Source organism: Avibacterium volantium (assembly GCF_049366555.1).
GTDB lineage: Bacteria > Pseudomonadota > Gammaproteobacteria > Enterobacterales > Pasteurellaceae > Avibacterium > Avibacterium volantium_A.
In genome coordinates this window covers 84,304-98,249 of record NZ_JBMMGT010000008.1, presented here as the reverse complement: position 1 = coordinate 98,249, position 13,946 = coordinate 84,304, and the positions used below count along the sequence as shown (strand labels likewise).

Sequence of the window (13,946 nt, the reverse complement as noted above, 5' to 3'; positions counted from 1 at the left end):
AAACTTTTTAAACAAGAAGTGGGTAAAACTCATACTTTTATACACTAGAACGGGAAAGTAGACAAAATGAAGGAAAAACCAACACTTTTGTCTACTATGTCTTTTTATTTAGAAGAATTAGATCTCATTAATAATACGATATACCCAGTTTTCTAATGGATCCTTATACTTCAGCATTTCTGCCCGCATTTCTTCTAACATTTCTTTTTTCACTTGCTGGTATTCTGGGTCGTAAAACAAATTATGTAACTCCTCAGAATCATTACGAATATCGTACAACTCTCCTACATCACTTGCATTGAAGACCAATTTATAATCTTTCCTACGCCACATTCTTTGTTCAAAATAAACAAAATGCCCTGCAAGCTGAGCTAACACTCCTTTACGATCATTGGATTTATTTTCCCGTAAAATTGGCAATAGGCTTTCACCTTGGAAAGTTTTTGGAATGGCTTGTCCAGCAACATCAAACACAGTTGAAGTCAAATCGTGTAGATAAACTAAATTATCGTCCACTTCATTGATACGCGGAGATTCAGGATCTTTAATAATCAATGGAATATTGTAGGTGGTCTCAAACATAAACTCACCCTTTTCAATCATTCTATGTGCGCCCATTGCATCGCCATGATCTGCGGTGGCGACAATAAAACAATCCTGATAAAGATTGTGTTTTTCAAGGAAATTAAATAGTTCACCAATCGCATCATCAATTAAAGTGATATATCCCCAGAATTTGGTGATCACTTCCTTCCAACGTTCTTCACTCGCTTCCCACATTCCCCACATTTTAGAAATGGTACGATAATGGCCTGGTTTACCCTCTAAAGGTTTAAAGAAACTTTCATCTAGGACAACATCTTTTGGATCATACATTGAATAATAAGGCTCAGGAACAATGCAAGGCGTATGTGGCCCCCAAAAATTAATCCAAGTAAAGAAAGGCTTATGCTCAGCAAGAGATTCCAAAATAAAACTTTTCACCTCATCAATAATAAAATAGGGAATCGTTTGTTCTTTTGTTCCTGAAAGTAAACCACACAATTCTTGTACTCTTAAATGTGGGTTATCACCAAAATAAGCTAGGCTGACTTCTGGCGTAGGGAAGCCTTTTTCTACAAGCCATTCAGGGTAACGATTTGACTGGGTAGGCGCTTGATCAAACACTAAATTTTTATAAACGTGACTGCCTGGGTAGCCATATCCATCAAAATTATGCCCTTTAATACCGTAATCTCTTGGAACAGATCTCGTGCCAACGTGCCATTTTCCTGCAACATAGCAATTATAGCCGTCCAGTTTTCCGATATGTGGTTGCTCTGCCGGAATTTCTCCTGTTCCACCTTTTTCACCATTTCGAATAATGCCATGGGTAGAAGGCATTTGCCCTGTAAAAAGTGATGTTCTAGCAGGGCCACAAACTGAAGCTGGCGTGAAGGCATTATCAAAACGAACCCCTTCTCTCGCTAAACGATCTAAATTCGGCGTTTTTACAATCTTATGTCCATAAGTACCAAGCATATCTTTTCTAACTTGATCTAAAAGAATATAAATTACATTTTTCATTAGTTACACCTTTTTCTTATTTCGACCAATTACCACAAATAAAATCACTTGAAGAATTGCATAAGCAGCAAGTACCCAAAGTGGTTTTCCATTTTCTGAAGCAAGCCCAATTGGAGAAAGCAACGCATAAAGAGAAACTAAGCCTAATGCAAGAGATGCCACAGTGATATTAACATATTCCCAGTTACTTAAATCTACATTGCTTTGGTTAGAAACGTTATCAACATAAGGTGTTTTTCTGCGTAAGAACGAACCTAATACTAGCATTAATACTACATCAAAAACGAATAGTGCAGCCATTACATACACAAAATTCACTTTTACATTAAATACCCAAACAATAAGGAAATATAAAATAACATGTACCAATAAGGCAATACGCGCTGCTAGTCCTGATACAGTTTTATTGAATAATCCCACTGCAAATAGAGCAACAATAGGAATATTCACAAAACCTGCAAAACGTTTAGTCAGTAAGAAAATGCCATCTGTACCAAACATAAGCAATGGTCCAATAATGATGGTGATAACTGCCATGACCGCCGAGACTTTTTTCGCATAAACAATTAATTCAGTTTCGCTAAAGGTTCTTTTGGTTAGTGAAGGCAATAAGTCTTTACAATAAATTGTTGCTGCTGAATTTAAGAATGAATTGAATGTACTTAAAATTGCCCCAAATAAAGCTGCAATAAAGAAACCTTGTAGGACTGTTGGCAAGACGCGATTAACTAATTCAGGATAAGATAAATCAATGGGATTAAGTCCTTCACCTAAAATGTGAAAGCTCAGTAAACCTGGTAAATTAAGAATTATCGGTAATAAAAGTAAGAAAAGTGCAGCAATTAAAATCCCTTTTTGCCCTGCTTTTAAATCTTTCGCACCTAATGCACGTTGCACAATCGCTTGATTGGTTGTCCAATAGAAAAAGTTTACGATCAAAATTCCCGTAAACATTGCTGGCCAAGGTACAGCATCTGTCGCACTACCAATGGCATTAAATTTTTCAACGTGCGCTGTACCAATAATATGTAAGCCTTCCATAAAGCTACCATTGCCTAAATAAATTAGGGCAAAAATTGGTACTAGAATAGCCCCAATGACCAAAATAATAGCATTCGCAGTATCTGATACTGCCACCGCTTTTAAACCACCAAAAATAGCATAAATCGCACCAATAACACCTATCGCCATTACGGTGTAAACAATGGATTCACCATAGCTAATTCCAAATACGGTTTCCAAATTGAAGATTTTATTGAAGGCAATTGCCCCTGTATAAAGTGCGGTGGGAATAACGATAAATAAATAGAATACTAAAAATAACCCAGACATTATTAAGCGTGTTTGACGATCAAAACGGCTTTCAAAGAATTCTGGAATTGTCGTGTAACCATTGCGAATATATTTCGGTAATAAATACAAAGCGAGAAAACAAAGTGGAATGACTGATTGAACCGTCCAAGCAATAATAGAAAAATTGCCTTTATAGGAATTGGCATTGACACCAATTAATTGTTCAGTAGAAAGTGAAGTTAATACCATTGAACAACCAATGACAACTGCACTTAATCCTCGTCCTGCAAGAAAATATCCTTTCGCGGTTGATAAATCATCATTTCTGGTTTTCCGCCAAGAAATCCAAGCCACAAAGCCTGTGACAATAATAAAACTGAAAACTGTCAGAAACATCACTTCCTCCCTATTAGCAGATTAAACTCATAATGAGATTAGTCTATTTACAATGAAGTGCCTATGACAGTAGTCATACTTTGGCTGTGATATTGATCACAAATCTTTCAGTTTAATTAGAATTAAATAAACATTCCTTTTCGCATAAAAAAGCCTTTCATCAGAAAGGCTTTTGAGAAGAAGTTAGAAAACTATTTTTTCTTTTTCGCTTTTGGATTTGGTAAGTCGGTGATTGAACCTTCAAACACTTCTGCCGCTAAGCCCACAGATTCGTGTAAGGTTGGGTGAGCGTGGATAGTTAATGCAAGATCTTCTGCATCACAACCCATTTCAATCGCAAGACCGATTTCACCTAGCAATTCACCACCGTTTGTTCCTACGATTGCTCCACCGATAATGCGGTGAGTGTCTTTATCGAAGATCAATTTGGTTAAACCATCTGCACAGTCAGAAGCGATTGCACGACCTGACGCAGCCCAAGGGAATTTCGCCACTTCGTAGTTAATGCCTTCGGCTTTACATTCTTTCTCGGTTTTACCTACCCAAGCTACTTCTGGCTCAGTATATGCGATAGATGGGATCACTTTCGGATCGAAATAGTGTTTCTGTCCTGCAATAACTTCTGCTGCAACGTGGCCTTCGTGTACGCCTTTGTGAGCAAGCATTGGTTGTCCCACAATATCACCAATCGCGAAGATGTGTGGTACGTTGGTACGCATTTGTTTATCTGTATGGATAAAGCCACGATCATCCACTTCTACGCCTGCGACATTAGCATCGATCAATTTACCATTTGGTGTACGACCGATCGCCACTAATACAGCATCATAACGGCGTGTTTCGTTCGCTGCTTTGCCTTCCATTGATACATAAATACCGTCTTCTTTCGCTTCAACTGCGGTTACTTTGGTTTCAAGTAATAAGTTGAATTTCTTCTCGATACGTTTTGTGTAGATTTGAACAATATCTTTATCCGCTGCTGGGATCACTTGATCAAACATTTCTACTACGTCAATGTTAGAACCGAGTGCGTGATATACCGTCCCCATTTCAAGACCGATAATACCACCGCCCATAATTAATAGGTTTTTCGGCACTTCTTTTAATTTCAGTGCGTCTGTTGAATCCCAAATGCGTGGATCTTCGTGTGGGATAAATGGCAATTGAATTGGACGTGAACCTGCTGCGATAATAGCATTATCAAAATGAATGGTGGTTTCGCCTTCATCACCTGCAACGATAATGGTGTTAGGGCCTGAGAATTTACCGTAACCATTTACCACTTGCACTTTACGCATTTTCGCCATTCCCGCTAAGCCGCCGGTTAATTGGTTGATTACTTTTTCTTTCCAACCACGGATTTTGTCAATATCGGTACTCGGCTCGCCAAATACGATGCCGTGTTCTGCTAAAGATTTTGCTTCTTCAATAACTTTGGCAACGTGTAATAAGGCTTTAGATGGGATACAACCCACGTTTAAGCACACCCCACCAAGGGTTGAATAACGTTCAACGATAACGGTATCCAAGCCTAAGTCCGCACAACGGAATGCCGCAGAATAACCTGCTGGGCCTGCACCAAGTACAACAACTTGTGTTTTAATCTCTTTATTCATTTTTTACCTCGTTAAATTGTTGCGATTTTTACACCGCACTTTAACTAAACAGCGTTTCCCATTATCAATGAGAAACGCTAAGGAAATTACATTACTAAACGGCGAAGGTCGCTTAATACGCCATTGATGAAGGTGATAAATCTTGCACCATCTGCTCCATCGATCACGCGGTGATCGTAAGAGAGCGATAATGGTAACATTAAGCGTGGAGTAAATTCTTTACCGTTCCATACTGGTGTCATTTCAGATTTAGACACACCTAAAATCGCCACTTCTGGCGCATTCACGATTGGGGTAAATTGTGTACCACCAATACCGCCTAGGCTTGAAATGGTGAAACAACCACCTTGCATATCAGATGCGGTTAATTTACCTGCTCGGGCTTTTTTCGAGATTTCTGCTAACTCACGAGAAAGCTCAATGATGCCTTTTTTGTTTACATCTTTAAATACAGGCACAACTAAGCCATTTGGTGTATCTACCGCTACGCCAATATTGATGTATTTTTTCAAGATCAAGCTTTGTGCATCTTCAGATAATGAGCTATTAAAGCGTGGGTAAGCCTCTAACGCTTTCGCTACCGCTTTCATAATAAACACAAGTGGGGTGATTTTTACATCAAGTTTTTGTTTTTCCGCAAGCACGTTTTGCTCTTTACGGAATTGCTCTAAATCTGTGATGTCTGCTTTATCCCATTGTGTTACGTGTGGAATCATTACCCAGTTACGGTGTAAGTTCGCACCAGAGATTTTTTGGATACGGCCTAATTCAACTTGTTCTACTTCACCGAATTTGCTGAAGTCCACTTTCGGCCAAGGGAGTAAGCCTAAACCTGCACCATTCGCTGCACCTGTTGATGCTGCGGATACAGAACCGCTTTCTACCGCTTTCACCGCGGCTTTCACATAGGCTTGAACGTCTTCTTTCAGGATACGACCTTTACGGCCTGTTCCTTTCACTTTATCTAGGTTTACCCCAAACTCACGAGCTAAACGGCGAACCACAGGGGTTGCGTGAGCAAAACTTGCACTTGCTGTAACTTCTGCTTGGTTAGCAGGCTGCGCTGATTGTACTGGCGCAGCAGGTGCTGCCGCTTGAGTTTGTGCAGGTGCTGTCGCTGCTGGTTGAGCCGCTGGGGCTGCTGCAGGTGCTGAACCCGCTACTTCAAAACGCATAATTAATGAACCAGTTGAAACTTTATCCCCTGATTTCACTAAGATTTCTTTCACTACACCGGCAAATGGTGCAGGAACTTCCATTGAAGCTTTGTCGCCCTCAACAGTGATTAATGATTGCTCTTCAGAAACGCTATCACCCACAGCAACCATAATTTCAGTTACGTTTACTTCATCACCGCCAATATCTGGAACGTGAACATCTTGTACGCCACCAGATACTGCAGCAGGTGCTGCTGGTGCTTCAGCCGTTGGTTGAGCCGCTGGCGCTGCAGCAGTGGTTTCAAATTTCATCACTAATGAGCCAGTTGAAACTTTATCACCTACTTTGATAAGAATTTCTTTTACCACACCAGCCACAGGTGCAGGCACTTCCATAGAAGCTTTATCACCTTCTACGTTTAAGATAGATTGCTCTTCTGCAACGCTATCGCCTACGTTTACTAAAATTTCAGTTACGTTTACTTCATCGCCACCGATATCTGGAACGTGAATTTCAATCACAGAACCACCCGCACTTTGCGGCGCTGCTGGTGCTGCTTTTTCTTCAGCGGCAGGCGCTACTGCAGCTGCTGCTCCTTCTCCTTCTAAAATAAACATTGGCGTACCCGTTGAAACTTTATCGCCAACTTTTACTAAGACTTCTTTAATGACGCCCGCTTCTGGAGAAGGCACTTCCATTGATGCTTTATCGCCTTCAACATTAATTACTGATTGATCAATTTCAACCGTATCACCAGCTTTTACCATCACTTCGGTAACGGTTACTTCATCGCCACCAATATCTGGAATTTGAATTTCTTTAGCCATTTTCTTTTTTCCTCAAAACTCCCCCTGCTAAAGCAAGGGGAGCGATGTTAATTATGCGTAAAGTGGGTTAATTTTATCTGCATCAATGCCATATTTTGCAATCGCATCTGCAACCACTTTCTTGTCAAAGATACCTTGTTTAACAAGCTCAGTTAATGCTGCGATTACTACATAATGTGCATTCACTTCAAAATGCTCGCGTAAGTTTTCACGGCTATCTGAACGACCAAAACCATCTGTACCTAATACACGATAGCTTTGCGCTGGAACAAATGCACGCACTTGCTCTGCATAAAGTTTGATGTAATCTGTTGCAGCTACCGCTGGTGCATCATTCATCACTTGAGCAATGTATGCTGTTCTTGGCTCTGCTTCAGGGTGTAATAAGTTCCAACGCTCTACATCTGCACCATCACGCGCTACTTCAGTAAATGAAGTTACGCTATATACATCAGAAGTTACGCCGAAATCATCTGCAAGTAATTTCGCTGCTTCACGAACGTGGCGTAAAATTGCACCAGAACCTAATAATTGAACTTTACCTTTACCTTGGCCAGTTACCGTTTCGAATTTATAGATACCTTTACGGATACCTTCTTCTGCGCCTTTTGGCATTGCTGGTTGGTCATAAGTTTCGTTTAAGGTTGTGATGTAGTAGTACACATCTTCTTGTTCTGGCCCGTACATACGGCGAACACCGTCTTGGATAATCACTGGTACTTCAAAGGCGAAAGCTGGATCATAAGAGATACAGTTTGGAATTACCGCTGATTGAATATGGCTTTGACCATCTTCGTGTTGTAAACCTTCACCGTTCAATGTTGTACGGCCTGATGTACCACCGATCATAAAGCCACGCGCACGTTGGTCGCCTGCTAACCACATTAAATCGCCCACACGTTGGAAACCAAACATTGAGTAATACACAAAGAATGGAATCATTGGTACGTTGTTTGTGCTGTAAGAAGTTGCTGCGGCAATCCAAGACGCTGTTGCGCCTTGTTCGTTAATCCCTTCTTGTAACACTTGACCATCAATGGCTTCACGATAGTAAGAAACTTGTTCGCGATCTTGTGGGGTGTAGTTTTGTCCGTGTGGGTTATAAATACCGATTTGACGGAATAAACCTTCCATACCGAAAGTACGCGCTTCGTCTGCGATAATTGGCACAATGTGTTTACCCACAGATTTGTTTTTCAACAATACGTTTAATGAACGAACAAACGCCATTGTGGTTGAAATTGGACGAGATTGTGCTTCAAATAATTGTGCAAACTCTTCTAACGCTGGCACTTCAAGTTCGTGAGTAAAGCGTGGCGCACGAGTTGGTAAATAACCATTTAATGCTTGACGGCGCTCGTGAAGATATTTGTACTCTTCTGAACCTTCTTCAAACTTGATGTATGGTAATTTCTCAATATCTTCATCAGATACCGCAATATTGAAACGATCACGAACGTGTTTAACGCCCGACATATCCATTTTCTTAACTTGGTGAGCGATGTTTTTACCTTCAGCCGCATCACCCATACCATAACCTTTGATGGTTTTCACAAGCAATACAACAGGTTTGTCTTTAACTTGTTTTGCTTTATTGAATGCAGCGAAAACTTTTAATGGATCGTGACCACCACGGTTTAATGCCCAGATTTCATCATCTGTCATTTCTGCCACTAAAGCTTCAGTTTCAGGGTAACGACCAAAGAAGTGTTTGCGTACATAAGCACCATCTTTTGCTTTGAAGGTTTGATAGTCGCCATCAACAACTTCCATCATTAATTGTAATAATTTACCTGAAGTATCACGTTGTAATAAACGATCCCAACGGCGACCCCAAACAACTTTGATCACTTCCCAGCCACAACCGTTAAATTGAGCTTCTAATTCTTGAATAATTTTACCGTTACCTGTTACTGGTCCGTCTAAACGTTGTAAGTTACAGTTAATCACGAAAACAAGGTTATCTAATTTTTCACGTGCTGCGAAAGCAAGACCACCGCGAGATTCCACTTCGTCCATTTCGCCATCACCTAAGAATGCGTAAACGGTTTGATCTGCTGTGTCTTTTAAGCCACGGTTATGTAAATATTTTAAGAAACGTGCTTGATAAATAGCATTCAATGGCCCAAGACCCATTGATACCGTTGGGAACTGCCAGAATTCAGGCATTAATTTAGGGTGTGGGTAAGAAGAAAGGCCTTTTCCGTGAACTTCTTGACGGAAATTATCTAATTGCTCTTCAGTTAAACGGCCTTCAACAAAAGCACGCGCATAAATTCCAGGAGAAATATGACCTTGGAAGAAAACTAAGTCGCCACCATTTTTTTCGGTACGCGCTTTAAAGAAATGGTTGAAACAAACTTCATAGATTGTCGCAGAAGATTGGAAAGATGACATATGGCCGCCAAGCTCTAAATCTTTTTTAGAGGCTCTTAATACCATCATAATTGCATTCCAACGAATCGCACTACGGATACGACGTTCAAGATCTAAATTACCTGGATAGTTCGGCTCTTCTTCAACAGGGATAGTATTAATATAATCTGTGGTAACACCTGTTGGTAAAGACACTGAATTTGCACGAGCGTGCTGCATTAATTGCTCAATAATAAACTGTGCTCTTTCAACACCTTCTTCACGAATTACTGAATCGATCGCCAATAACCAATCATTGGTTTCGACTGGATCTACGTCATTTCTTAACATTTCTGACATAGTCTTTTCCTTATTTGTTAAGTTGAAGTTAAGTTCAATTTCTAGACGAAACTGAACAACGAATGGATAACTAATACCTATATCTAGGCTATTTTACAACTATTAAAACCTGTTTACAAATCTTTAACAAAGATTATAAAAAATATAAGATTTGTTGAAATTAGAAAATTTTTTGATAAGTCTTAGGAAAGGCAAAAAATTTATTAAAAAATTCCACCGCACTTTAAATAATCGGTAAAAATAGCAGATGACTGATAATTTTTACTTAAAGCGCTTTAATCTTTATCAATCCTACTCCTCAGCTGATTGACGGATAAATTTTATCAGCGCTTAATAAGATTCCCCTTATAAGAAAAAGCCCATTCACTCAATGGAATGGGCTTTGTTATATTGCATTTTTTATTTTTTCACTACAAGAACCACAGACTCACCAGCAACAACTTCGCCTGTTTTTTTCTCAATATGGCTAACTTCATCCATATTAGAAATCACTACAGGGGTAAGCACTGATTTTGCTTTGGCTTCAAGTAATTCTAAATCTAATTCAATAATGGTATCACCACGTTTAACAGTTTGACCTTCTTCAGCAACACGTCTAAAGCCTTCACCTTTTAATTCAACGGTATCAATCCCAAAGTGAACGAATAATTCCACACCATCGGTAGATTCCATTGAGAACGCGTGATTGGTTTCAAAGATTTTACCTACAACACCATCAACAGGGGCTACAAGTTTGTTACCTGTTGGGCGAATTGCGATACCATCACCAACAATTTTTTCTGAGAAAACAACATCTGGTACATCTTCAATGTTCACAATATCACCTGAAAGTGGTGCATAAATCTCTACTTCAACGGTTTTATTGCTTTTTGAACCAAATAATTTATCAAAAAAACCCATTTTTAGTCTCCTACTAAGTGAATGTTTGGGCTATTCTAGCCCAAAACTTGAATAATTGGTATCTAGTTTAACGCATTTTCTGCTAAAAAGTCTGCAACCAATTTTTCAATATCTGCTGCTGTTGGCTGTTCGAGCGCTTTATCAGCAAGCAATTTTGCATCTTGATAGTTTACATTGCGGATTAATTTTTTAATTCTTGGCACTGAAATTGCACTCATACTAAACTCGTCTAAGCCCATACCAAGTAGCAATAATGTTGCTCTTTCATCACCCGCTAGCTCACCACACATACCTGTCCATTTACCTTCGGCGTGGGAAGCATCAATCACCTGTTTGATTAAGCTCAATACAGATGGGGTCATTGGGTTATATAAATGAGAAATTAATTCGTTACCACGATCCACCGCAAGAGTATATTGGGTTAAATCGTTCGTACCAATACTGAAGAAATCCACTTCTTTTGCTAAGAATTTCGCATTCACTGCCGCAGATGGGGTTTCCACCATCACGCCAATTTGAATATTCTCATCAAAAGCTTTGCCTTCATTGCGTAACTGCGCTTTTAATACGTCAATTTCTGCTTTTAATGTACGAATTTCTTCCACAGAAATAATCATTGGGAACATTACAGCTAATTTACCGAAAGCTGATGCTCTTAATACGGCTCTTAATTGCGCGTGTAAAATTTCTTTACGATCTAGGGCAATACGAATTGCACGCCAGCCTAAGAATGGATTCATTTCTTTTGGTAGATTTAAGTAAGGTAACTCTTTATCACCACCAATGTCCATTGTTCTTAATACCACTAAACGGCCATTCATCGCTTCAACGACTTCTTTATAAGCGATAAATTGCTCTTCTTCCGTTGGAAGCTGATCGCGATCCATAAATAAGAATTCTGTACGATATAAGCCTACGCCTTCCGCACCGTTACGATCAGCCCCTTCCACATCGCGAATTGTACCAATGTTTGCTACCACATCAACGCGATGACCGTCTAAGGTGAGAGCTGGTAAATCTTTCAATTTCGCTAATTCAGCTTTTTCTTCGGCTAATTGCGCTTCTAACGCTTTTAAGCGATCGATTTCTTCTTGGCTTGGATTCACATAAACATGATTATTCACCGCATCAAGAATTAAGAAATCACCGGTATTAACTTGTTGCGTAACGGTGTTTGTCCCCACAATCGCTGGCAATTCTAATGAACGTGCCATAATTGAAGTATGAGAAGTTCTGCCACCAATATCAGTAATAAAACCAAGCACTTTATCAAGGTTAAGCTGCGCAGTTTCTGATGGTGTTAAGTCATACGCGACAAGAATAGCCTCTTCGTTGATCTCACCAAGATCAACAATGTGCATACCTAAAATATTCTTGATTAAGCGATTACCAATATCACGAATATCCCCTGCACGCTCTTTTAAATATTCGTCATCAATTTCTGACAACATTGCCACTTGCTGATCAATAATCGTGCTTGCAGCAACACCAGCATTTACTTTATTAGAACGTAAATAATCAATGATTTCTTCTTCTAATTCCTCATCTTCCAAAATCATTAAATGGCCTTCAAAGATTGCCGCTTTCTCTTCTCCTAATGAAGCATAAGCACGATCTTTAATTGCGGTTAATTGCTCAACGGCTGCATTACGTCCTTCATAAAAACGTGCAACCTCAGCTTCAACTTGATCGTCTTGAATTTTTTGCGTATCAAGTACGATTTTTTCTTCTTTTAAAACAAGTGCTTTACCGAAAACAATGCCGGGGGATGCTGGAATACCTGAAATCATAGTGACCTTCCGAACTAATAATTAAATCTGGCTATAAATAGAACAATAGCCACAAACAGACTTTCCCTTGAAAGTGAAATTTGTGGCTAATGGTATGATTACTCTAATGTAGGAATTAAAGCGACTAAATGATCTACTGCTTTTTGCTCATCTTCGCCTTCAGCAGAAATGGTGATCACAGTTCCTTGTGTTAAACCTAAAGTTTGTAATTTAAAAAGGCTTTTTGCACTTGCACTTTTGCCACCAGAAGTTACAGTAATGTCAGAAGCAAAGGCTTTCGCTTCTTTTACAAACTGAGCCGCAGGGCGAGTATGTAAACCATTTGGAGCAATAATTTCAACATCTTTTGAGTACATAGTAAAATCCTCTTAATAATTGTTTGAGTATAAATCTTGATTTGAAACCAAACGGTAAAGATTACCGTTCAATTATGTATTTATTTCATCTCTAAAAATAAATCTTGAAATAGTATTCAACTTAACACAACAATAATCAACCCCAATCACCACAAAATTTGAACTAAGTCACAAAAAAACACTTAAAGCGGCGTTTTTTTATGCGGTTATTAACCTTTATTTAACCATTGTCCTGTGTGAAGAAGTGTCTATGCCCCTTTGTTTCAGATAAACTTTCAATTAAATTATGATAGTTTTTAAATCTTACGGGATCGATTTTTCCTTGCTCAACCGCTTCACGCAACGCACACCCCGGATCATTCAAATGTTTACAATCCCTAAATTTACAAGTGCCTAGCACATATTGAAATTCACGGTATCCTTTCGTAATTTGATCTGCGTCCAAATGCCATAAACCAAACTCACGAATCCCCGGCGAATCAATCAAATCGCCTCCTTGCGATAAATGATACAGACGAGAAGAGGTGGTAGTGTGGCGACCTAATCCTGTTCCCTCACTCACCGCACCAACCTGCGCATTCACATCAGGTAAAATGCTGTTGATTAAACTGGATTTGCCTACCCCTGATTGCCCCACAAAAATAGACGTACCTTCCGATAAAAGTGCGGTGAGATTTTGCATATTTTCGCCTGTTTTGGCAGAAATCATCAGCGTTTGATAGCCAATTTTTTCATAAACCTTAAGCTGTTTTTCCACGGCTAATCGTTGCGTGTCAGACAATAAATCAGACTTATTAATCACAATCACCGAAGGAATTTTAGCGTTCTCACATACCACCAAATAGCGATCGATAATATTCCAAGACAACTCAGGCACCACCGCGGACACAATAATAATGCGATCAATATTTGCCGCGATCACTTTTAAGCCATCATAATAATCAGGGCGTGTAATTTCATTTTTACGCGGATGAATGGCTTCAATCACACCGCTCACGCCTTGTAACTGCTCACTGCCTTTACGCCACAAAACTTTATCGCCAACCACTAAATTCGCCAAAGTGCGGCGTAAATTACAGCGGAAAATTTCACCTTGCTCATTTTCCACATCGGCGTGCAAAGAATAACGGGTTACCACTGTACCTTCTTGCGTTGGACCAAGCATTTCATCTTGCCACTGAATATCATCATTTCTTGATTTGTGACGTTGTAATGTTTTTGCGTTGTTAGAACGAATTCTGCGCTGCTGATTGTAAGTTAATTTTTGTTTGCTCAAAGATAAATCCTTAAAGTGCGGTTGGTTTTCGGTTAAAATATGCCGAACTCATC

Annotated in this window: 9 protein-coding genes; all 9 read right to left on the bottom strand. The window is 39.5% G+C overall.

Annotated features, from left to right (window positions below; translation table 11 throughout):
* Positions 1-117: 117 nt before the first annotated feature.
* The 9 genes from ACLS0A_RS04005 to rsgA all read right to left on the bottom strand — a co-directional run bounded on the left by ACLS0A_RS04005 (position 118) and on the right by rsgA (position 13,893).
* Positions 118-1,566, bottom strand: coding sequence for a sulfatase-like hydrolase/transferase (locus tag ACLS0A_RS04005; RefSeq protein ID WP_416082433.1), 1,449 nt, complete (start codon positions 1,564-1,566; stop codon positions 118-120).
* Positions 1,567-1,569: 3 nt separating this feature from the next.
* Positions 1,570-3,255: a solute:sodium symporter family transporter gene (locus ACLS0A_RS04000; protein ID WP_416082434.1), complete on the bottom strand. Its 1,686-nt coding sequence runs from the start codon at positions 3,253-3,255 to the stop codon at positions 1,570-1,572.
* Positions 3,256-3,446: 191 nt separating this feature from the next.
* Entirely contained in the window at positions 3,447-4,871 is a 1,425-nt protein-coding gene (gene lpdA, locus ACLS0A_RS03995; protein WP_410678471.1) for a dihydrolipoyl dehydrogenase, read from the bottom strand.
* 86 nt (positions 4,872-4,957) lie between these two features.
* The gene (aceF, locus tag ACLS0A_RS03990) at positions 4,958-6,856 is read right to left on the bottom strand and encodes a pyruvate dehydrogenase complex dihydrolipoyllysine-residue acetyltransferase (protein WP_416082435.1); all 1,899 of its coding nucleotides are present in this window, start codon (positions 6,854-6,856) and stop codon (positions 4,958-4,960) included.
* Between the two features lie 51 nt (positions 6,857-6,907).
* A complete protein-coding gene (gene aceE / locus ACLS0A_RS03985; protein ID WP_103852901.1) occupies positions 6,908-9,571 on the bottom strand; it encodes a pyruvate dehydrogenase (acetyl-transferring), homodimeric type in 2,664 nt (887 codons plus the stop codon).
* 399 nt (positions 9,572-9,970) lie between these two features.
* Positions 9,971-10,471, bottom strand: a complete 501-nt coding sequence (gene crr, locus ACLS0A_RS03980) for a PTS glucose transporter subunit IIA (RefSeq protein WP_103852902.1) — start codon at positions 10,469-10,471, stop codon at positions 9,971-9,973.
* A 62-nt stretch (positions 10,472-10,533) separates the two neighbouring features.
* Positions 10,534-12,261: a phosphoenolpyruvate-protein phosphotransferase PtsI gene (gene ptsI / locus ACLS0A_RS03975; protein WP_416082436.1), complete on the bottom strand. Its 1,728-nt coding sequence runs from the start codon at positions 12,259-12,261 to the stop codon at positions 10,534-10,536.
* A 98-nt stretch (positions 12,262-12,359) separates the two neighbouring features.
* Positions 12,360-12,617, bottom strand: coding sequence for a phosphocarrier protein Hpr (gene ptsH, locus ACLS0A_RS03970; protein WP_100295592.1), 258 nt, complete (start codon positions 12,615-12,617; stop codon positions 12,360-12,362).
* A gap of 220 nt (positions 12,618-12,837) precedes the next feature.
* The gene (rsgA, locus tag ACLS0A_RS03965; protein ID WP_416082437.1) at positions 12,838-13,893 is read right to left on the bottom strand and encodes a small ribosomal subunit biogenesis GTPase RsgA; all 1,056 of its coding nucleotides are present in this window, start codon (positions 13,891-13,893) and stop codon (positions 12,838-12,840) included.
* Positions 13,894-13,946: the final 53 nt, after the last annotated feature.

What these genes read in the sequence shown, in the direction of transcription:
- ACLS0A_RS04005 (WP_416082433.1), bottom strand. Translation starts at nt 1,566, where the DNA reads ATGAAAAATGTAATTTATATTCTTTTAGATCAAGTTAGAAAAGATATG.
- ACLS0A_RS04000 (WP_416082434.1), bottom strand. Translation starts at nt 3,255, where the DNA reads ATGTTTCTGACAGTTTTCAGTTTTATTATTGTCACAGGCTTTGTGGCT.
- lpdA (WP_410678471.1), bottom strand. Translation starts at nt 4,871, where the DNA reads ATGAATAAAGAGATTAAAACACAAGTTGTTGTACTTGGTGCAGGCCCA.
- aceF (WP_416082435.1), bottom strand. Translation starts at nt 6,856, where the DNA reads ATGGCTAAAGAAATTCAAATTCCAGATATTGGTGGCGATGAAGTAACC.
- aceE (WP_103852901.1), bottom strand. Translation starts at nt 9,571, where the DNA reads ATGTCAGAAATGTTAAGAAATGACGTAGATCCAGTCGAAACCAATGAT.
- crr (WP_103852902.1), bottom strand. Translation starts at nt 10,471, where the DNA reads ATGGGTTTTTTTGATAAATTATTTGGTTCAAAAAGCAATAAAACCGTT.
- ptsI (WP_416082436.1), bottom strand. Translation starts at nt 12,261, where the DNA reads ATGATTTCAGGTATTCCAGCATCCCCCGGCATTGTTTTCGGTAAAGCA.
- ptsH (WP_100295592.1), bottom strand. Translation starts at nt 12,617, where the DNA reads ATGTACTCAAAAGATGTTGAAATTATTGCTCCAAATGGTTTACATACT.